The following is a 20,436-nucleotide window of genomic DNA, read 5'->3' as shown; positions in this document are numbered from 1 at the left end:
CTTAATTTTACTGGCAGCTATCAGACAATCAACTTCGTTTCTGCGGCTTAGCTGGATGTTGTTATCACTATACATTTTACAGATCCGTCCTTCGGCTCTAACTCGTTTTTGTCCAAAATTGAGTTTGAGCAAACTTCCACTTTTCGCTCATGACAGATATTGTCTTAGTCGACTTTATCTTTAAACTCACACAAGTCTTCAATAATACAACTTCCACAGCGAGGCTTTCTTGCGATACAGGTATACCTGCCATGCAGTATCAGCCAGTGATGAACGTCGACTTTGAACTCCTTAGGAACAACCTTGAGAAGTTTCTCTTCAACTTTATCGACGTTTTTACCCATTGCAAGTTTGGTGCGATTCGAGACGCGGAATATATGGGTATCTACCGCTATCGTTGGCCAGCCAAATGCCGTATTGAGAACAACGTTAGCGGTTTTTCGACCTACCCCTGGTAGCGCTTCTAGTGCTTCGCGACTCTCTGGTACTTCGCTGTTGTATTTTTCGACCAAAATTTCACTCAAGCGATGTACATTTTTAGCCTTGGCGTTATAAAGGCCAATTGTTTTAATATATTGCGTTAGACCTTCTACACCTAAATCAGCAATGGCCTGCGGTGTATTGGCAACAGGAAATAGTTTTTCGGTCGCTTTGTTAACGCCAACATCAGTCGATTGGGCCGACAGTGTTACCGCAACAAGAAGCTCAAATGGCGTAGAAAAGTTGAGTTCCGTAGTAGGGTGCGGGTTTGCATCTCTTAGTCGCGTTAATATCTCTTTTCTTTTGGCGTTATTCATAGTGAAACTCGTTACTTGCGTATCGCTTTAAATGTTTTCAGTGGTCACGCGTGCGCGCTGCGCTTTCGTAGTAACAACCGTTGACCGTTTTGCCAGGTTCGCATCAATACTGTTTTTAATTGCAATGAGCAAGCCCATGGCGAGGAATGCCCCAGGCGGTAAAATAGCGAGTAAAAACGGAGACTCTGTATTAAAAAGCGTAATAGTCCAATTATCCGCGAGGGAGCCAAAAAGTCGATTAGCACCTGCAAATAGTGTCCCAGCCCCCAGTATTTCTCTTATTGCACCAAGTAAGACAAGCACAGCGGTAAAGCCCACGCCCATCATTAAGCCGTCAAATGCCGCTGCGCCAGGCGCATTTTTCGAAGCAAAAGCTTCGGCTCTGCCGATAATGGCGCAGTTAGTGACAATTAATGGAATAAATATGCCCAACGCTAAATAAAGCTCATAGGTAAAGGCATTCATAAGCAGCTGAACGATGGTTACAAACGCTGCAATAATCATAACAAAAATAGGAATGCGAATTTCATTACGAACGATATTTCTAACCAGTGACACAGTGACATTACTACCAATGAGAACCAGTGTGGTAGCAAGCCCTAGGCCCAGCCCGTTGATAAACGTGGCGGTCACCGCGAGAAGAGGGCAAAGGCCAAGCAATTGAACCAGCGCCGGGTTGTTCTTCCAAAGCCCTTGCAATGAAATGTCACGATAGTCCATTACATGGTTCCTTCTAGTTTCTTAAGACTGTCACACGTGTTGTCAGCGGCGAATAGCATTGCTTTATTGTCGTTTGCGAATTGAAGTGCACGCTTCACCGAGGAGACTACTGCTCTTGGCGTGATGGTGGCGCCGGTGAATTGATCAAACTCACCACCGTCTTTTTTGACGTGCCACATTTTTTCAGTTTGTGGAGAATAGGTTTTGCCAGTGAATGACAGGATCCAATCATTAACGGCTAGCTCTATCTTATCTCCTAGCCCCGGTGTTTCTTTATGTTCTATTACCCTGACGCCCAGAACTGTCATCGTCGTATCAACGCCAATGACGAGTTCTATATTTCCGCTATATCCATCCGGCGCGGTCGCTTCTAAAACCAGAGCCTGAGGCTCATCGTTACGGGTAGCTCGATAAACAAGATGCGGCTTTTTGCCGCCAAGTGCTACCGCGTCGACTTCAATACAATCGGCGTATAGGGCATTGTCGTGCATACTTTTAGGCACGACTTCATTTAATACCTCTAACAACTTTGCTTGTTGCTGGGCTTCAATTCTGTCTTCGGTACCAAAATAGGTAAGGGCAATCAATGCGGTGGTGATAACCGCAAATACAGTAAGCATGACACCATTTTTTAAAATAGTTTCTTTCACCGCTATTGCCCCCTTTTTCTTTGTTTCATTGCACTGTGCCCATAAGTTCTAGGGCGCGTGTAATAGTCGATTAAAGGAACGGCCATGTTCATTATGATAACGGCAAATGCTATTGCGTCAGGGTAGCCGCCGAATGTTCTGATGATCACAATCCAAAATCCAATTGCCGCACCAAAAATAATGCGTCCTTTTGCTGTTGTCGATGCGGAAACGGGGTCGGTTGCAATAAAAAATGCACCCACGATCACAGCGCCGTTTAGCAAATGAAAAAGCGGCGAGGCATAATAGTCTGCATTGATGAGATGTAAAAACGCAGCGATGGCAAAAACAGAGAGTAATAAGCTAATGGGAATATGCCAGCTGATTACTTTTAGGCGCATTAGCCATAAGCCGCCAAGCAGATAGGCCACGCTCATATAGCCCCACCCAGCACCAGCTGACGAAAACAGGCTACCATCAAAAATAGGGCGGGCGAGTGACTCTGAATAAGTTACACCTTGTGTTAAATCTGTTTTTAGCGTGTCTAGAGGGGTAGCCATTGTTACGCCATCAGCAATGGTCCGAAGCTGAACAACGTCATAGCCACTTGATGTGAACCCAGTGAAGATAAGCGAAACAGAATCTAAAAATGAAGGAGCAACGCTTGCAAGTGTGCTTGGCGGTAACCACACGCTCATTGCTGCCGGAAACGAAATGAGTAAAACGACGTAGCCGACCATAGCAGGGTTGAAGATATTGAAGCCAAGGCCACCGTATAGTTGTTTAGTAACGACAATTGCAAAAAACACCCCGATCACTGTCATCCACCAAGGCAGCGTAGACGGTATACTTATGGCAAGAAGAAGCGCGGTGAGTACTGCCGAATAATCGGTTAATGTACGCTCTATTTGGCGCTTTCTAAGATAAAGAACCACCCCTTCCATAATTACGGCAGATACAACTGCGATAAATGCTTGAATAATCATTCCCCAACCAAAAAAGTAGGTTTGTACAAGCATGCCAGGGATCATTGCCACTATGACGAGGCGCATAACGTCGCCGGTGTCTCGTGTTACGCGCTGGTGAGGTGAACTTGATACCGTTAACTTCATGACTGGTCGCTCTTTTGCTGTAGGGCTTTTTTCGCTTTCGCCTTCGCGACAGCAGCCGCAATACGTGCTTTTTTCTCATCTTGAGGGTTATTGTTGTCCGGCGCTTGGCGCTCCAGTTCTTCACTGTCTTGGGGAGCGGCAACGTCACGTTGTTGTTTCTTCGCTTTCGCCTTTGCCACTGCCGCAGCGATTCGCGCTTGCTTTTGCGCATCTTTATCACTTGCTGTGTTCTGCGACTCAGATGAATCTTTAGCATTATTTTCGTCAGCAGTATTGTGCTGCGCGGCTTTCTTCGCTTTTGCCTTGGCAACAGCGGCGGCAATACGTGCTTTTTTGTCTTCAGGTACCTCACTCGACTCGCTTGCATCGGGTTGGGGCTTCTGTGGTGTACCGTCATTAGCTGCTGCAGCTTTTTTCGCTTTTGCACGTGCGATAGCAGCAGCAACTTTCGCCTTTTTCTCATCTTCAATATCGTCACAGCGTTCGTCTGTTGAAGATGAAGTGGCTGGCAATGGTTGAGTTGTCGCGGTCTGATTAGCGTCGGCGCTCGCAGCTTTTTTCGCTTTTGCCCGAGCAATAGCGGCGGCAACTTGCGCTTTTTTATCGTTTACTGGCGTATCAGTATTACCTTGAATGGCTGAATCTTTTACATCAGGAGGAGCACTTGCCGCGCCTGTGGTATCGCTACGAGATACGTCTGGGGTTGCATTCAGTGCGGCTTTTTTCGCTTTCGCGCGAGCAAGGGCCGCAGCCACTTTATCTTTCGTCCCGCTATCTGTAGAGGCGGTTGTAGACGTATTATTCACACCGTTTGCGGCCGCTAGACGTGCTTCTTTGGCTTTGCGATGTTTCTCTTCTCTATCTCGCTTCTCTTGCTCTAAACGTGCATTACGCGCTTCAAAGCGTTGCTTTGCTTTTTCAGCTTTGTTCTTTTCGTCACGTTGAAGTCTTATTTCTGACTTGGCTTGGCGGTAGTAGTGAACCAAGGGAATTTCGCTGGGGCATACATAGGCACAAGCCCCACATTCAATACAGTCGAATAGATTGTAGTCTTCGGCTTTATCGTATTCATTGGCTTTAGCGTGCCAAAACAACTGCTGTGGCAACAGCGAGGCGGGGCATGCGTCGGCACACGCGCTGCATCGAATACACGCTCTTTCGTTGTCGCCGTCAGTCAGTTCAGACGCCGAGGGCACCAACAAACAGTTTGTTGTTTTAACCACAGGAATTGAAGCGTCTGCTAATGTAAAGCCCATCATTGGGCCGCCCATAATGACTTTTGGGGCGTCTTGTTTACTGGCGTTGTATTTGGCTTCCTTAAGCAGATGCCTTACCGGGGTTCCCAATAATGCTCTAAAGTTACAAGGCTCGTCGACGGCTTCACCAGTTACGGTCACAATACGTTCGATAAGGGGCTTACCGTGGAGAATAGCGTCTGCAATAGCGTAGCACGTCCCCACATTAAACATTAATACGCCTACATCAATAGGTAGGCCGTTTCGAGGTACTTCTCGGTTTGTTAACACTTGAATAAGCTGTTTTTCGCCGCCCGCAGGGTATTTAGTTTCGACGCTCACTCGTCGATATTTTTCTTTATCTTGGCAAGCAATATCAAGTGCTTTTAACGCTTCAGGCTTGTTATCTTCAACGGCGATAATGATGGCTTTTGGTGCAATGAGAAAATCTAAAATATCGAGGCCTTGACGAATCTGCCAGGCGAACTCTCTCATTAACCTATCATCTGAAGTGATGTAAGGCTCACACTCGATACCATTAAGTATTAAAAACTCTACAGGCTTACTACCTGACGCTTTAATATGGGTAGGAAAGCCAGCGCCTCCCATTCCTGAAATCCCCGCCTGGCATATTGCGTCGATGATGCTGTCTTTGCTGTGCGCGGTGTAGTCTTGCATCGACGTTAAAACGCCCCACGTGTCTTTGCCATCTGGCTTAATCGTGACGCACATTTCCGTCAGGCCGCTTGGGTGGGCAACCACATGTGGCGCAATAGCAACCACTTCGCCAGACGTTGGAGCGTGAATGGGCACCGAATAGGGCGTTGTTGCCTGAGACAGCACCTGACCTTTATAAACATAATCACCTACGTTGACACAACACGCCCCCTCTGAACCGACATGCTGTCGTAATGGCAGCGTAATCAGCTGTGGGAGTGATGGTGTTTTTATGGGCGATACATTAGACAGTGATTTTTTATCATCAGGATGCACACCGCCGGGAAAAGAAAACTGTTTTCCCGCGTCAAGCGTGTCTATGATTTTTTCAAAACTTGGATACGTCACCGTTACTACACCATTTTTATAGGGATATCACCTTTCGGTGTAACTGAAAAATCCCACTTCCATGTAGAAGTGGTTTGAACAAGTGGTACCATATCTATGCAGTCGACAGGGCAGGGGTCTACACACAAATCACAACCCGTACATTCATCGGTAAGTACGGTGTGCATGTGCTTTGCCGCCCCTAAAATAGCGTCTACGGGGCAAGCTTGAATGCATTTGGTACAGCCAATGCATTCGTCTTCCCTGATGTAGGCAACCTTTTTAACATCCTCTTCGCCATGCGCGCCATCGAGAGGCTTTGGTTCTACCCCCATTAAATCGGCAAGCTTCTTAATGGTGCTTTCGCCGCCTGGAGGGCATTTATTAATTTCATCGCCATTGGCGATGGCTTCAGCGTAAGGTCGGCAGCCTGGGTAACCACACTGGCCACATTGCGTTTGTGGCAAGACGTCGTCTATTTGCTCAACCAGAGGATCGCTTTCTACTTTAAAGCGAATGCTAGCATAGCCAAGAATCAAGCCAAAAATGAGCGCCAGTACACCAATTGCAATCACTGCGAACGATATCGACATTATAATTTCACCAAACCACTGAAACCCATAAAGGCGAGAGACATTAAGCCCGCCGTTATCATTGCAATAGATGCGCCTTTAAAGGAAACCGGCACATCCGCTGCAGCAAGACGTTCGCGCATTGCTGCAAATAGAATAAGCACCAACGAAAAGCCCAATGCTGCACCGAAACCATAAATAAGACTCTGCATGAGATTGTGTTGTTCGGTTAAATTGAGTAAAGCCACCCCGAGCACTGCGCAGTTCGTTGTGATAAGTGGTAAAAATATACCAAGAAGGCGGTACAACGTTGGACTGGTTTTATGCACTACCATTTCAGTAAATTGTACAACCACTGCGATCACTAATATAAAAGCAAGCGTTCGTAGGTAGCCAATACCTAAGGGCTCAAGCAGGTAAGTTTCTACGAGGTAGCTTGACACCGACGCTAGAGTAAGAACAAAAGTTGTCGCCATAGACATGCCCATAGCGGTTTCTAGCTTGCCTGACACGCCCATGAAAGGGCAAAGCCCCAAGAACTTTACAAGAACAAAATTGTTAACTAGCACAGTGCCAATTAAGAGTAATAAAAAATCAGTCATGGTTATGGTAATTCCCAAAGGAATTGCAAGATTGCCGCTCGCGTTTTGAACACATCATCAATGAACGTATTATCGCTCTTTCGGGACGGATTAACAACTTGATAGAATTAGGGTTATTTAATTTTTCTTGGGAGCGCAATGAAGAGATAAAAGGATGTAAGGAAGTAAAGCTTGGAGATACTTGAGCCAGCGTAAGTGGCTCCCCCTCCCCGACTCGAACGGGGGACCTGCGGATTAACAGTCCGTCGCTCTAACCAACTGAGCTAAGGGGGAATCTAAACACTTATGTCGCATTAAAAGTTGGCTCCCCCTCCCCGACTCGAACGGGGGACCTGCGGATTAACAGTCCGTCGCTCTAACCAACTGAGCTAAGGGGGACCTGACTTTCAACGGAGGCGAATATTAAAGACGTACTCGCCCGCTGTCAACAACCATAATGAAAAAATTATGCTAACTGCGCAAAAAATAGCTTTTTAGGCGGTTGATGCTCAAATTTAGACCAAGCAGGCAAAAATAATGATTAATTGTTGAGCTGTTGCCTTAATCGTCATACTAAAAATTGAAACGCTGTTTCGCTTTACTGCCGTTTTTACGAATAGTTTTAGGTATTTCTTTATTCTCATTCTATATACGAATAAAGAATAAAAAATACGTTGATAACTGTCTAAATAAACAGTATTTAATAAAACTGTAACCTGTACTTATGTCGCATAAGGTTAGTCATTACTTACGTAACCAATTATTGTATCGTCACCAAATAGCGCCAATACTGGCGTTGCGTTAGTTATCCACTAAATCTGTGGATAACTATGTTAATAGTTGAAACGTGTGACTTAACCACAGGTGATCAATGTGGTGTAGATCAACCTGACGACAATGTTGTTTATGAAATTTAATTATAATTATCAGTGTTTTATGTGTTTTCAGGTGATCGGGGTTACAGATCGTTATTGATCTATTGTGCAAAAAATGCCTTGTGTGTTAATTCATCGAATGTATTCTCGCGTTTCATAACCGTAACAGAATTCACGCTCTAGTTTACAAACTGTTTACATTGTAGGGTTGCCATGTAAGTGTCTGTTTACTTCTTGGCGGTTTATTGAATAGCCATTAACATGGCGCCGTGATGTCAATTACTCGGCGCTTAGCATTTTTATCAATCTGGCACATAAACGAGCGTTATCCGCCGAAATAATATCAGTACAATATTCAGCAAAATGCTCAATGTCCCAAATTTTCAATGGGAATAGTAAATAAAATACAATTTAGACAAGTTAATATGTATTGCGGTATATGCAGTTAACCCCCCTAATATCTATGAGGTTTATCGAAACGGTGTGGCATATAGTTAACTGCTCACATAAACTGCAGCATATAAACTGATGAACCCCTTTAAGTTGCACTCGCACATGCCCGCGCAGGTCAACAGTAAATTCTTTGAGAGATTGTGTGATTTCCACGACTAAAAATACCAGCACGTCTAGCCTCGTTCATGGCGATATTCGTGAAACACTACAGCGAATGACTATCCCTATGATTCTAGGGATGGTTATGATGATGAGTTTCGGTTTAATCGATACATTTTTTGTTAGTTTGCTCGGTACCGAGCAACTCGCCGCGATAAGCTTTACCTTTCCCGTTACGTTTACGGTAATAAGTCTAAATATAGGATTAGGCATAGGGACCTCTGCCATCATTGGAAAGTTGCAGGGGCGACGGGAAGTAAAAGAATCACAACAATACGCTACGGGTTCTCTCATGCTGTCGGTAGCGTTGGTAGGGATTTTAGCGCTTATCGGCATTTTCACTATTCAACCGATTTTTTCTTTGATGAATGCGCCCCCACAACTTATGCCGTACATTTCTGACTATATGGGCATTTGGTATCTTTCTAGTATTTTTCTTTCGTTGCCAATGGTGGGAAATAGCGTACTACGAGCCTGCGGTGATACCCGAACGCCAAGTATCGTGATGGCTGCGGGGGGCGGCCTAAATGCATTACTCGACCCGTTATTTATTTTTGGCTTTGGACCAATTCCTGCAATGGGAATTCAAGGCGCTGCGCTTGCCACTCTCATTGCATGGTGTGTAGGCGCCGCTTGGATTCTGTATATTTTGGCGGTCCAACGGCAGCTTATGTTACCCCGCTTGCTTACCATTAATGAGTTAATGGCGAGCAGTAGGGAAATTTTGAGGATAGGCTTGCCAGCAGCGGGGGCCAATATGTTAACGCCAATAGCGGGTGGAATTATGACCGCGGTAGTTGCTAAATATGGTGCTGAGGCCGTAGCCGCGTGGGGTGTTGCTAATCGGATGGAGTCTATTGCATGTATTGTTGTGCTGGCGCTTTCAATGACGCTACCGCCGTTTGTAAGCCAGAATATGGGGGCAAATAAACTCGCAAGAGTACAAACTGCTTATGTCATGACATTAAAATTCGTTCTGGTATGGCAGTTCATCATCTTTTTAGTTATGTGGGTATTGTCGGGTTTGATAGCCCAAGCATTTGCTAAAGAGCCCGAGGTAGCAATGCTGATTCAAACCATACTAATGATTATTCCGCTAGGTTACGGTATGCAAGGTATCATTATTTTAACTAACTCGTCATTGAACGCGATGCACCGCCCAATGGCAGCATTAACACTTAGCATCATCCGGTTATTCGTTTTCTTCGTACCTATCAGTATTCTTGGTGGATATTTGTTTGGCCTAAAAGGGTTATTCTGGGGTACCGTCGTGGCAAACATTGTCATGGCCGGTGTATCTTTGATGGCATTTCGCCGAACCGTTGCTGAGTGTCACGATGATGCTCAGCAAGTAAACATGTAATGTATAGAATCTAATTAAAGAGGTAGATGAATTAATGAGTAGAGGTTTTGAGCTTGAGTCAAAATATCAACCCGCTGGCGATCAACCCACTGCGATAGAGGCCTTAGTCGATGGCTTGGATAGTGGCTTGGCGGCACAAACGCTCTTAGGAGTGACAGGGTCGGGCAAAACCTTCACCATGGCGTCTATAATAAATAAAGTACAACGGCCAACACTTATCCTTGCTCACAATAAGACACTGGCGGCGCAGCTTTACGGTGAGATGAAGGACTTCTTTCCCAATAATGCTGTTGAATACTTTGTGTCCTACTATGATTATTATCAGCCAGAAGCTTACGTTCCCAGCACCGATACCTTTATAGAAAAAGATGCCTCAATCAACGACCATATTGAGCAGATGCGATTGTCAGCAACTAAAGCGCTTATGGAGCGCCGTGATGTTGTTATTATTGCCAGTGTATCGGCCATCTATGGCTTAGGTGACCCTGAGTCATATATGAAAATGTTACTGCACCTTCGCCAGGGTGACACCATGGATCAACGGGATATTTTACGTCGATTGGCCGAACTTCAATACAAACGAAATGATATTGCCTTTGAGCGCGGTACTTTTCGCGTTCGCGGTGACGTGATTGATATTTTCCCTGCGGATTCTGAAAAGCAAGCGGTTCGCGTTGAATTGTTTGATGATGAAATTGATAAGATAAGTCTGTTCGACCCGCTGACTGGCGCTGTCGATAAATCGGTGATCCGTGCCACTGTTTTTCCTAAAACGCACTATGTAACGCCAAGGGAAAAAATTCTCAACGCGATAGAGCATGTAAAAGAAGAGTTAGGCGATCGTAAGAAGCAGCTTCAAGAAGCCAATAAATTACTTGAAGAACAGCGTATATCACAACGAACCCAGTTTGATATAGAGATGATGATAGAGCTTGGGTACTGCTCGGGTATCGAAAACTATTCTCGTTATTTGTCTGGCAGAGCGCCAGGCGAGCCGCCACCGACATTACTGGATTATTTTCCTGCTGACGGGTTAATGTTTATTGATGAGTCTCACGTGACGGTATCGCAAATTGGCGCAATGTATCGCGGCGATCGTTCTCGCAAAGAAACGTTGGTAGAGTTTGGTTTTAGGTTGCCTTCGGCATTGGATAATCGACCGCTTAAATTTGAAGAGTTTGAGCAAATTTGCCCACAAACGATTTATGTTTCAGCGACGCCCGGAGATTACGAACTTAAGAAAACCGAAGGGGACATTGTCGAGCAAGTTGTAAGGCCGACAGGGTTGCTAGACCCGATTATCGAAGTGCGTCCTGTTGCCACACAGGTTGATGATGTGCTTTCGGAGATCAGAAAGCGGGTTGCGGTCGATGAGCGTGTGCTTATCACTACGCTTACCAAGCGTATGGCGGAAGATTTAAGTGAGTACCTTAATGAACACGGCGTGAAAGTACGCTATTTGCATTCAGACATCGATACGGTTGAACGGATTGAGATTATCCGCGACCTGCGTATTGGTAAATTTGATGTATTGGTAGGTATCAACTTACTTCGAGAAGGTCTCGACATGCCAGAAGTGTCCCTTGTGGCCATCCTCGATGCCGATAAAGAAGGGTTTCTTCGCGCAGAGCGCTCTTTGATTCAAACGATAGGCCGTGCTGCCCGACACCTCAATGGGCGAGCAATTCTTTACGGCGACAAGATAACAAAATCGATGCGTAAAGCCATTGATGAAACCGAGCGTCGCCGGGAGAAACAGCGTGAGTATAATGAGGCAAATGGCATTACACCCACTAGTCTTAACAAACCCATTACTGACATCATGGATTTAGGTGAAAGTGCACATCCTGCTTCGGGTAAAGTAAGACTGAGAAAAGTGGAAGAGAAGAGTAAGCAGAAGAAGCTGGCGAGTGCGACAGAAATGATGGATCAGATCACGCAGCTTGAAAAACAAATGTTTGAATACGCTCGAGAATTAGAGTTTGAAAAGGCGGGAGCGCTTAGAGACGATATCGAAGCATTACGTAAACAAGTCGTTAGTTTATCGTAGTGGTAACACCGATTGCTTTCGGTATCGCTTGTGATAACACACTTTCGTGTGTTTTTTGTACGTATTTGGCTAAATGTCTGCTAAAAAGGGTAAATTTGGCGTTGTAATCCTAGTCAGTCTTGCATATAGTGCTCCTTTGAGTATCTATAACTATACCTATAACAGGTGCTACTATGCTAAATCGTCTACAGGAATCCGATATTAAGTTACTGCGAGTATTCTATGCAGTAGCGAGTTGTAATGGTTTCACAGCGGCGGAACCCGTGTTAAGAATGCAGCGCCCTAATATCAGTGCTGCCATTAAAAAATTAGAAGAACGTCTTGATCTTGTGCTTTGTCATCGCGGGCGCGGTGGCTTTCAAATGACGAAAGAAGGCGAAGTGGTGTTTCAAGAAACGAAGCGAATTTTCAACGCGTTCGATAATTTTGTATTCAATTTAAAATCGCTTCACGACGATTATTCTGGCCATATTACGCTAGTTCTTATGGCTGGGTTGCCGCTCTCTATGCACTTAGCGGTAAGTAAAGCGGTGAAAAGTACCATGAAAAAGTTTGACGATATTCATGTGAATATCCAAACCCGCCTTTACAACGAAGTTGAGCATGTCGCGTTGTCTGGCGAGTGTCACTTGGTGATATCAACCTACGATATGGTAAAACCCGAGTCAGTGACTTTTCATCCAGTCGGTATTGAAACACATGGACGTCTTTACTGCGCTCCTACTCATGCCCTCGCTAAATACCGAGATTGCGACTTACCCGATGATGTGAAAATAGAAAACTATCCTGCAATTGGTATATCTGGCCTATCATCAGCAAACTATATTGAAGACGAGTCGCGTCTGGCGATTCAAACATTCTCTGATTCTTACGATGCTGCGATGTCTGCCATTATGACGGGGGAATACGTTGGTCTGCTTCCTGACTACATGGCGAAAGAGCAGGGTGCAGCATTAGGTCTTGTCCCTATCGCGAAGGGAAGTTTATTTAATTTCAGTCACGAGATGTTCGTGATGAATGGTAAAAACACACGCTTAAATCCTGTATTACGTCACTGTATTAAAGAACTCACTTACTTTATTGCCGAAAGTCAGAAGTAAGCAAGTCGTGATTTTTTTAAGGGCACGTCTTATTGGCGTGCCTTTTAGTTTTTGTCATTATGAAACATTTTTTACTGCTCACCGTTTCCTTTCTTATTGGTATCTGTATTTGCCTTGGTTTTCATCAGTGGGCTGCACTTCCTGTTGTCGTTGCAGCGTCATTGTCCGGGCTTATTTTTAGCGCAGTTCGTTGGCCCTCGAGCAGTAAAGAAGACGTTCAGGCTTGCGGCTATACTGGGGCATTTGTGGGCATGTGCTCACCGTCATTGGCACTAACTAGCGTTGATGTTGTTGTTATCAGTATTGTAGGGACCCTGTTTTTCACTGCACTTAAACACCATTTTACTGGTGTAGGAGGGAAGCTGGGGGCAATCGCTTTTATGGCTGTCATCGTCGTTATGTTTACGACAGGAAGGGTTTAAGTGTTCATCACGCTATTTTCTCTCATGGGCGCTCTGCTTACTTACACTACGCATCGACATTCTCTTATCAGCACTATTCAGGCATCAAGTGGCCTAACGCTAATATGTTATTTCATTTTAACAATGTCGCCGTTTGAACCCGATTATTATGCCGCTGTATTTTTTGGTGGGAGTTTTGTCGGAATGACGGCGCCACACAAACTAGGCTACGTGGGGGTAGCGTCTGCGGCAATTATATTCTCGCTAATGTTTGTTGGTGTGATTCCGTATATTTCAACGTTTGGTGGGGCGCTAGGTTGTAGTGCATTTATTGCCGTATGTGCGATACAAGCGATAGCGTTGGCGTATCGCAAGTATTTAGGTACGCCATTAGACGCACCTAAATAGGCATGTGTCACTTATTCATAGTGAAGTGGGTCGGTAGCATTATTTTCACTAAATGCTTCTAAGCGCTCCTCACAAGCGCCGCACTTACCACATGCTTTCTCTCTGCCGTTATAGCACGTCCATGTTTGTCCGTAGTCTAACCCCATAGCCAGGCCGTCGGTTAAAATGGCGGTTTTACTGACATCTAAGTACGGGGTCATTATTTCAACAGGTGTGTAGTTAGCGATGCCACAAACGTCATTCATTTTGTGCACAAATTCTGGGCGGCAATCTGGGTAAATCGCATGGTCGCCAGAATGTGCGCCATAATAAACTTTGGTTGCATCTAGGCTTACGGCGTACCCAACCGCAAGAGACAATAAAATCATGTTTCTGTTTGGCACTACAGTTTGCTTCATACTAGGCTCTTCATAGTGGCCTTCGGGCACCTCAATATCTGAGGTCAAAGATGAACCGCCTATTAACGTGTTGATTGCACTAATATCGACAATTTTGTGCGCAATACCGAGTGAGTCACATACGCGAGCCGCGTAGTCGAGCTCTTTCTTATGGCGTTGGCCATAATTAAAAGATAGTGCGTGAACGGTTTTTCCTTCCCTTACCGCTCTGTGCAGCACGGTGAAAGAATCCATTCCGCCAGAATAAATTACTACAACGTTTTCAGACATGATTTTCATTATTTAAAAAATTATCCCCGAATTTTATGTGATCCTTGGTAAAATCCCAACACACAATTGTAAAAGGGCGAAATTTTGTCTGTATTGACTACGCTAAACATCAATGAAATGTTTGAAACCATCCAAGGAGAAGGTGCTCACACCGGAATTCCTTCCATCTTTGTCCGTCTTCAAGGGTGCCCGGTTGGTTGTCCGTGGTGTGACACTAAACATACTTGGGTTATCAAGCCCGAATTAGCTACCCCCCCAATCGACATCATTAAGAAAACCGAAGAGACAGAACATTTCTTTGAATGTAACGAAGACCGTCTACTGTCTTTGTTTGCAGAGCAGGGGTATGTGGCAAAGCACGTTGTGATCACGGGCGGTGAGCCTTGCATGTATGACTTACGACCGCTTACCAAACGCCTTCATGACAAGGGATACACCACGCAAATAGAAACCAGTGGTACGTTTGAAGTGTTATGCGACCCACGTACTTATGTCACAGTATCACCGAAGGTTAATATGAAAGGCGGCATGCCGGTGCTTACCAGCGCGCTTGAAAGAGCCAACGAAATCAAGCATCCGGTGGCGATGCAAAAACATATCGATGAACTTGATACTTTGCTAGCAATGATAGACTCTGTTGAAGGAAAGCAAATTTGTTTGCAACCTATTAGTCAACAACCCCGCGCAACAACGCTGGCGGTAGAGACCTGCATCAAACGCAATTGGCGTCTATCATTACAAACACATAAGTTTATTGGTATCGAGTAAACCATTAGATCAAGGAGTGGAGCGTGTACAAGATAACGTACTTACTTATCGGGGTTGTGTTATTGGCTGGTTTACCAGCAAGTAGCAACGCTGCACTGTGGACAATCACCTATCCGCGGGCTTTAGATGATACTGACATCAGAAATGAATACCCCACGGCATTGTTAAAGCTGGCGTTAGATAAAACCGGCGTTAATTATGAAATGCGCCCCTCCGACCGTATATTATTGACGGGTAAAGCAATGCGTCAGTTGCGAGAGAACCGCGAAGTCAATGTTGTATGGAGTATGACTGATACTCAACGCGAGAAAGATCTGCTCCCCATTCGAATTCCTATTACAAAAGGGCTTATTGGTTTACGTGTTTTTGTAATTGAAGAAAGCCGCCGAGCTCGATTTGAGAATGTGGCAACAAAACAAGATTTACTGGGCCTTGTGCCGCTTCAAGGAGAAGAATGGCCTGACACGAAGATATTGCAAGCGAATGGGTTTAATGTCTCCACTGTCCCTGAGTTTAAAGAAGGGTATGAAATGCTTGCGTTAGGCAAGGGGGACTTCTTTCCCCGTTCTGTGACCGAAGTCTCGGCAGAATTAGCTGAAACGGGAAGAGCAAAAAATCTTCAGCTCGAGCCTTCTATCGTGATGTATTACCCCACAGCAATGTATTTCTTTGTGAGTAAGGGGAATCCCATACTTGCAAAACTAATAGAAACCGGCCTTCAACGTGCTTTAGACGATGGGTCGTTTGATGTTCTTTTTGCGCAAACGTACAGGCAAACACTCAAGGACTTAAACATACCAGATAGAACCATGTTTACTCTGGAGAACCCGCTGCTTCCTCCTAAAACGCCACTCAGCAACGAACGTTTATGGTACTTCCCGAATTAATTATTCAGCCTGTAACAATACTATCAGCAGCATCAAAAAAGCGCGCCTAAGGCGCGCTTTTTTCGAGTCACTACACGCTTACGATTTGCCGCCTGAGTGAACATCTTTCATTGAACGACCCGATGGATCGGCATTATTTTTAAAACTTTCGTCCCATTCTAGTGCTTCAACCGTGCTACACGCAATCGACTTACCACCGGGTACACACTTAGCTGCACTCTCTTGGGGGAAATACCCTTCAAAAATAGTACGGTAGTAATACCCTTCTTTGGTGTCTGGTGTATTCACAGGAAAGCGGAACTCTGCCGAGGCAAGTTGTTGATCGGCAACTTCAGCGTCAACGAAGTCACGAATTGAATCAATCCACGAATATCCTACGCCATCACCAAATTGTTCTTTTTGGCGCCAAAGCACTTCTGCTGGAAGTGTCTCACCATTGTCGAAGGCTTTACGCAGGATCCACTTCTCCATTTTCCCATCAAGGCACATCTTGTCTTGAGGGTTTAAGCGCATCGCAACATCAATAAAGTTCTTGTCTAGAAACGGTACGCGGGCTTCCACGCCCCACGCTGATGTGGCTTTGTTTGCACGAGCACAATCAAACATATGAAGACGGTCTAGTTTACGAACAGTCTCTTCATGAAACTCTTTTGCATTAGGTGCTTTATGGAAATAGAGATAACCACCGAAAATTTCATCTGCCCCTTCACCTGATAGCACCATTTTGATACCCATCGCCTTGATTTTTCGGGTCATAAGGTACATCGGCGTGGCCGCACGAATGGTTGTGGTGTCATAGGTTTCTAGGTGATAAATAACATCACGAATAGCATCCAAACCTTCTTGGATTGTAAAGTGAATTTCGTGATGCACCGTGCCTATCATGTCAGCCACTTTCTTGGCAGCTTGTAAATCAGGCGCACCTTCTAGACCAACAGCAAAGCTATGTAAACGGGGCCACCAAGCATCCGTCTTATCTTCATCTTCTACGCGCTTGGCGACATACTGTGCAGCGACTGCAGAAACTAAGGAAGAATCAAGACCACCTGATAACAGCACCGCATAAGGTACGTCGGACATCATGTGCGACTTAACCGCTTTTTCAAACGCGACTCGCAAATCGTCTAAATTGGTTGTGTTATCTTTGACCGCATCATATTGCATCCAGTCACGCGTGTAATATTTCGTAATTTTTCCGTCTTTACTCCATAAATAATGGCCTGGAGGAAATTCACTAATTGTTTTACAAATAGGCGCTAATGCTTTCATTTCTGATGATACGTAGAAATTACCGTGTTCATCGTAACCAGTGTATAGCGGAATAATACCAATATGGTCACGGGCAATGAGGTAAGCATCTTGTTCTTCGTCGTAAAGAATAAATGCAAACATACCTTCAAGTTCATCAATGAAGTCTATGCCTTTTTGCTGAAACAAGGGCAAAATAACTTCACAGTCTGAGCGTGTTTTAAACGGATACGGTGTATCTAACGCCGCGGCCAGTTGTTTATGGTTATAAATTTCACCATTAACCGCAAGCACTTGCTTGTCATTCTGACTGATAAGAGGCTGCGCCCCTGTATCTACGTCGACAATGGCCAATCTCTCATGACAAAGAATGGTATTATCATTATTCCAGATACCCGACCAGTCAGGGCCACGGTGGCGCAATAGTTTAGAAAAATCCAGGGCTTGGGTTCTGAGTTCAGACACATCGGTTTTGATATCAAGGATACCGAAAATACCACACATAAAACGAGTTCTCTCTGTTCACTTGTTGAAAAAATAATGAGATTTTCTGTCGGGGATTACTCACGAGTGAGCAGGCGGATGTCTTGTTTTTATTTTTACCATTCGCTTGCCCTTGAATGTGCCAGTCTGACAGGAAATTGCAAGCCTATTATGATGAGAAAATGGAAATTCTTATTCCTTTTTACCTAATTTGGTCAAATTATAGGAAATACCATCCTAATGAGGATTAAAATTTAGTATCGTCACCATCATATTTTTGACGCATTAAACTGCTATTACAGCCCGTTATTTAAGCGCATAATCCGGCCGTTTTATTCAATCAACGGTGTAATATATGCAATTTTCAAATGACAGGGTGTCAGTATTTATCATTCCTCACTTCAGTGCATCATCTGAGTTAATGGGAAGCCTTGGGTCTCGTTACCGTGATGCAGTACAAATTGACGTGACAGGCGGGGAAGCTTGGTTATTTGAGTACGGCGTTATTGTGTTTTGGGGCGTTGACGAAGACGAAAAGCTAGCGCTATTGCATCGGCTTCATGTGAGTGAGTCAGTGTTAAAAGGGCAGCATCAGGAGCATCTGCGCTTTAGCGTGAATAGCGAAGCCTTGAAACTACAGCAAGACCTCATCACGCTCTCGAGCAATGACGTATTGCTACGTTTATCTGTCAGCCACGGCTTAGCGCAATCTATTAAGCTCAATGAATATGAGCAGAAAGCGCAAGATACTATTTCTCAGTATGCATATTTGCCTCATACGCTTGCGGAAACGGGAAAGATAAAGCTTGGTAGAAAAGCATTGGCAAAAGTGCGTGGTCACTTATTCAGTACTAAGAGCGATATATTTTTGCACTATGGTTTGCTAGATACCCCAGAGTTTTTCTGGGAGTACCCTGAGTACGAATATGCTTACAGTGCAACCTCTCGTTATTTAGATATTCGACCGCGAGTAGAATTACTGTCTAACAAGCTTGATGTCATTCATGAGTTATTTGAAATGTTAGCCGATGATTTAAATCATAAGCACTCATCGTTTTTAGAGTGGATTATTATTATCTTGATCGCGTTTGAAATAGCAACGTTCGGCGCGGAAGAGTTAAAAGCGATGTTGATGTAACGCATATCCCGCTTTATTGAGTGCGCGTATGAAAAAGCCCCGACTGTGCGGGGCTTTGTTACTTAAAAGGCGGCGAGCGTGTAATTAATAATTACGCTGAAACTCGCTGCTTTCATTCCATTTTGGCCACATGTCAGCATTGGCGACACCTACGCCCACATCAAACAGCATCTGAGTGTCTTGAACAATACCGCTTAAATCCCAGTCGTCGCGATACTCGTCACATACCTGATGATAACAGCCCGTAACAATTACATTCATACGCTTGCGGTACTTGGCCGTTTCGTCGTCTGCGGGCTCATTTCCGCCCTCCGCATACAACGCAGGTACACCTTGTTTGGCAAAACTAAAATGATCTGAACGGTAGTAGTATCCCGCCTCAGGTCTATCTTCTCTAGTTAGGGTTCGCCCTTGTTTTTGCGCCGCCGTTCTCAAATATGTTTCAAGTTCCGACTTTCCCATTCCAACCACAGCAACATTTTTGGTTTTACCAAGAACATTCATTGCGTCCATATTGATATTTGCTACAGTTTTGTCGATAGCAATAACCGGGTTACTTGCATAGTATTTGCTGCCCAACAAACCTTGTTCTTCTGCTGTAACTACCAAGAAAGACACTGAACGCTTAGGCGCTGGCGTGAGGTTTGCGTAGGCTTTTGCCATTGCGAGTATGGCAGCCGTCCCTGTCGCATTATCGTGCGCGCCGTTATATATTTGATCGCCTTCTTTGCTTTCGTCTTTGCCTAAATGATCCCAATGCGCGGTATAAATCACATGTTCATCTGGTTTCTCGCTTCCCTTCAATGTTGCAATAACATTATGGCTCAACGATTTTTTAAACGTGTTGTTAACTGTAACCGATGCAGTTAGGTTTAACGGCGCGTGATACGGCCCCTTCATTGCTTTTGCCTTTTCTTTCGAGAAGTCTAGCCCAGCATCAGCAAATACTTTTTCGGCGGCGCTTTTAGTCAACCAGCCCTCTACAGCTACGCGGCTAGCACCCTTATCTTTGCTGACCAAACCGTATTGTGGGCCACTCCAACTATTTGCAACAACCGACCAGCCATAAGACGCCGGTGCCGTTTCGTGAACAATGATTGCGCCTGCGGCTCCTTGACGACTTGCTTCCTCATATTTATAGCTCCAGCGACCGTAATAGGTCATCGTGGTGCCTTGGAACTTGCCACTATTTGGATTTTCAAAACCAGGGTCATTGATAAGGATTACTACTGTTTTGCCTTTTACATCAAGCCCTGCATAGTCGTTCCAATTGTATTCCGGGGCATTTACGCCATAGCCCACAAACACTAATTCTGAACTTTCAAGTGATACGTTGTCTTGCTCGCGCTTTGATGAGGCGACCATATCGTCTTTGTACGCAAAGGTGTTGTCACCAATGGTCATATCAGAATCAGCAGTAATTTCCATCAACTCAACTTGCTGTAAGAAGCTATCTACGTTGCCTGGTTGCAATCCTGCGGCCTCAAATTCACTAATAAGGTAGTCAAGGGTCTTCTTTTCACCTTCAGTAGTCGGGAGTCGACCTTCAAACTCATCAGAAGCAAGAATTTTAAGTGGTTCTCTTATATCAGCATCACTGATTGCACGGTAAACCGAATCGAAGTTTGAAGCTTCTGGCGTTTCTTTTACGGTGCTCGATGAGGTGGTTTCGTTAGGAGTACATGCACTGACGCCGATAACGGCAGGTATCAGTAAAGGCAAAAACATTTTTTTCATTGTTAGTC

18 protein-coding genes and 2 tRNA genes are annotated in these 20,436 nt (G+C 44.8%); 8 read left to right on the top strand and 12 right to left on the bottom strand.

Annotated elements, in window-relative coordinates; all coding sequences use genetic code 11:
- Positions 1 to 164: 164 nt before the first annotated feature.
- From nth to AC27EZ_RS00705, 9 genes are all read right to left on the bottom strand, one after another.
- Positions 165 to 797, bottom strand: a complete 633-nt coding sequence (gene nth, locus AC27EZ_RS00745; RefSeq protein ID WP_487133488.1) for an endonuclease III — start codon at positions 795 to 797, stop codon at positions 165 to 167.
- Positions 798 to 824: 27 nt separating this feature from the next.
- The gene (locus tag AC27EZ_RS00740; RefSeq protein WP_487133487.1) at positions 825 to 1,517 is read right to left on the bottom strand and encodes an electron transport complex subunit E; all 693 of its coding nucleotides are present in this window, start codon (positions 1,515 to 1,517) and stop codon (positions 825 to 827) included.
- Positions 1,517 to 2,167, bottom strand: coding sequence for an electron transport complex subunit RsxG (rsxG, locus tag AC27EZ_RS00735; protein ID WP_487133486.1), 651 nt, complete (start codon positions 2,165 to 2,167; stop codon positions 1,517 to 1,519). The genes AC27EZ_RS00740 and rsxG overlap by 1 nt, the downstream gene beginning before the upstream one ends.
- A 2-nt stretch (positions 2,168 to 2,169) precedes the next feature.
- The gene (rsxD, locus tag AC27EZ_RS00730) at positions 2,170 to 3,258 is read right to left on the bottom strand and encodes an electron transport complex subunit RsxD (protein WP_487133485.1); all 1,089 of its coding nucleotides are present in this window, start codon (positions 3,256 to 3,258) and stop codon (positions 2,170 to 2,172) included.
- Positions 3,255 to 5,558, bottom strand: a complete 2,304-nt coding sequence (rsxC, locus tag AC27EZ_RS00725; RefSeq protein WP_487133484.1) for an electron transport complex subunit RsxC — start codon at positions 5,556 to 5,558, stop codon at positions 3,255 to 3,257. The genes rsxD and rsxC overlap by 4 nt, the downstream gene beginning before the upstream one ends.
- 5 nt (positions 5,559 to 5,563) lie before the next feature.
- Positions 5,564 to 6,130 (bottom strand): electron transport complex subunit RsxB, encoded by a 567-nt coding sequence (rsxB, locus tag AC27EZ_RS00720; protein WP_487133483.1) that lies wholly within the window; start codon positions 6,128 to 6,130, stop codon positions 5,564 to 5,566.
- Positions 6,130 to 6,711 (bottom strand): electron transport complex subunit RsxA, encoded by a 582-nt coding sequence (gene rsxA / locus AC27EZ_RS00715; protein ID WP_421134034.1) that lies wholly within the window; start codon positions 6,709 to 6,711, stop codon positions 6,130 to 6,132. The genes rsxB and rsxA overlap by 1 nt, the downstream gene beginning before the upstream one ends.
- Before the next feature lie 196 nt (positions 6,712 to 6,907).
- Positions 6,908 to 6,984: transfer RNA gene (locus tag AC27EZ_RS00710), tRNA-Asn, on the bottom strand.
- A gap of 28 nt (positions 6,985 to 7,012) precedes the next feature.
- Positions 7,013 to 7,089, bottom strand: a tRNA-Asn gene (locus tag AC27EZ_RS00705).
- Positions 7,090 to 8,160: 1,071 nt separating this feature from the next.
- Here AC27EZ_RS00705 and AC27EZ_RS00700 point away from each other — a divergent pair.
- The 5 genes from AC27EZ_RS00700 to AC27EZ_RS00680 all read left to right on the top strand — a co-directional run bounded on the left by AC27EZ_RS00700 (position 8,161) and on the right by AC27EZ_RS00680 (position 13,499).
- Positions 8,161 to 9,540, top strand: a complete 1,380-nt coding sequence (locus AC27EZ_RS00700) for an MATE family efflux transporter (RefSeq protein WP_487133482.1) — start codon at positions 8,161 to 8,163, stop codon at positions 9,538 to 9,540.
- Between the two features lie 34 nt (positions 9,541 to 9,574).
- On the top strand, positions 9,575 to 11,590 hold the full coding sequence (uvrB, locus tag AC27EZ_RS00695; RefSeq protein ID WP_487133481.1) for an excinuclease ABC subunit UvrB: 2,016 nt from the start codon (positions 9,575 to 9,577) through the stop codon (positions 11,588 to 11,590).
- A gap of 173 nt (positions 11,591 to 11,763) precedes the next feature.
- The gene (locus AC27EZ_RS00690; protein WP_487133480.1) at positions 11,764 to 12,690 is read left to right on the top strand and encodes a LysR family transcriptional regulator; all 927 of its coding nucleotides are present in this window, start codon (positions 11,764 to 11,766) and stop codon (positions 12,688 to 12,690) included.
- Between the two features lie 59 nt (positions 12,691 to 12,749).
- Positions 12,750 to 13,112, top strand: coding sequence for a hypothetical protein (locus AC27EZ_RS00685; RefSeq protein ID WP_487133479.1), 363 nt, complete (start codon positions 12,750 to 12,752; stop codon positions 13,110 to 13,112).
- Positions 13,113 to 13,499 (top strand): hypothetical protein, encoded by a 387-nt coding sequence (locus tag AC27EZ_RS00680; RefSeq protein ID WP_487133478.1) that lies wholly within the window; start codon positions 13,113 to 13,115, stop codon positions 13,497 to 13,499.
- A gap of 11 nt (positions 13,500 to 13,510) precedes the next feature.
- Here AC27EZ_RS00680 and queC read toward each other — a convergent pair whose 3' ends face one another.
- Complete coding sequence (gene queC / locus AC27EZ_RS00675; protein WP_487133477.1) at positions 13,511 to 14,167, bottom strand: 7-cyano-7-deazaguanine synthase QueC; 657 nt, start codon at positions 14,165 to 14,167, stop codon at positions 13,511 to 13,513.
- 93 nt (positions 14,168 to 14,260) lie between these two features.
- On the opposite strand from queC, the gene queE reads away from it, so the two are divergent.
- Both queE and AC27EZ_RS00665 read left to right on the top strand, forming a co-directional pair.
- Positions 14,261 to 14,935, top strand: a complete 675-nt coding sequence (gene queE, locus AC27EZ_RS00670; RefSeq protein WP_487133980.1) for a 7-carboxy-7-deazaguanine synthase QueE — start codon at positions 14,261 to 14,263, stop codon at positions 14,933 to 14,935.
- A gap of 23 nt (positions 14,936 to 14,958) precedes the next feature.
- The gene (locus AC27EZ_RS00665) at positions 14,959 to 15,822 is read left to right on the top strand and encodes an amino acid ABC transporter substrate-binding protein (RefSeq protein WP_487133476.1); all 864 of its coding nucleotides are present in this window, start codon (positions 14,959 to 14,961) and stop codon (positions 15,820 to 15,822) included.
- Positions 15,823 to 15,900: 78 nt separating this feature from the next.
- On the opposite strand, the gene asnB is transcribed toward AC27EZ_RS00665, so the two are convergent.
- The gene (asnB, locus tag AC27EZ_RS00660) at positions 15,901 to 17,574 is read right to left on the bottom strand and encodes an asparagine synthase B (protein WP_487133475.1); all 1,674 of its coding nucleotides are present in this window, start codon (positions 17,572 to 17,574) and stop codon (positions 15,901 to 15,903) included.
- Positions 17,575 to 17,908: 334 nt separating this feature from the next.
- Between asnB and AC27EZ_RS00655 the strand changes: the two genes are divergently transcribed.
- A complete protein-coding gene (locus AC27EZ_RS00655) occupies positions 17,909 to 18,691 on the top strand; it encodes an RMD1 family protein (protein WP_487133474.1) in 783 nt (260 codons plus the stop codon).
- An 84-nt stretch (positions 18,692 to 18,775) separates the two neighbouring features.
- On the opposite strand, the gene AC27EZ_RS00650 is transcribed toward AC27EZ_RS00655, so the two are convergent.
- Positions 18,776 to 20,428: a M28 family metallopeptidase gene (locus AC27EZ_RS00650; RefSeq protein ID WP_487133473.1), complete on the bottom strand. Its 1,653-nt coding sequence runs from the start codon at positions 20,426 to 20,428 to the stop codon at positions 18,776 to 18,778.
- Positions 20,429 to 20,436: the final 8 nt, after the last annotated feature.

The sequence above is a fragment of the Alteromonas sp. 4NH20-0056 genome, assembly GCF_057539655.1.
The sequence above is the reverse complement of the archived record's forward strand: the minus strand, read 5'-3'. Positions and strand labels throughout refer to the sequence as shown.

Excerpts from the sequence above, each read along its gene's own strand:
- nth (WP_487133488.1), bottom strand. The coding sequence starts at position 797 with ATGAATAACGCCAAAAGAAAAGAGATATTAACGCGACTAAGAGATGCA.
- AC27EZ_RS00740 (WP_487133487.1), bottom strand. The coding sequence starts at position 1,517 with ATGGACTATCGTGACATTTCATTGCAAGGGCTTTGGAAGAACAACCCG.
- rsxD (WP_487133485.1), bottom strand. The coding sequence starts at position 3,258 with ATGAAGTTAACGGTATCAAGTTCACCTCACCAGCGCGTAACACGAGAC.
- rsxB (WP_487133483.1), bottom strand. The coding sequence starts at position 6,130 with ATGTCGATATCGTTCGCAGTGATTGCAATTGGTGTACTGGCGCTCATT.
- rsxA (WP_421134034.1), bottom strand. The coding sequence starts at position 6,711 with ATGACTGATTTTTTATTACTCTTAATTGGCACTGTGCTAGTTAACAAT.
- uvrB (WP_487133481.1), top strand. The coding sequence starts at position 9,575 with ATGAGTAGAGGTTTTGAGCTTGAGTCAAAATATCAACCCGCTGGCGAT.
- AC27EZ_RS00690 (WP_487133480.1), top strand. The coding sequence starts at position 11,764 with ATGCTAAATCGTCTACAGGAATCCGATATTAAGTTACTGCGAGTATTC.
- AC27EZ_RS00685 (WP_487133479.1), top strand. The coding sequence starts at position 12,750 with ATGAAACATTTTTTACTGCTCACCGTTTCCTTTCTTATTGGTATCTGT.
- queC (WP_487133477.1), bottom strand. The coding sequence starts at position 14,167 with ATGTCTGAAAACGTTGTAGTAATTTATTCTGGCGGAATGGATTCTTTC.
- asnB (WP_487133475.1), bottom strand. The coding sequence starts at position 17,574 with ATGTGTGGTATTTTCGGTATCCTTGATATCAAAACCGATGTGTCTGAA.
- AC27EZ_RS00655 (WP_487133474.1), top strand. The coding sequence starts at position 17,909 with ATGCAATTTTCAAATGACAGGGTGTCAGTATTTATCATTCCTCACTTC.
- AC27EZ_RS00650 (WP_487133473.1), bottom strand. The coding sequence starts at position 20,428 with ATGAAAAAAATGTTTTTGCCTTTACTGATACCTGCCGTTATCGGCGTC.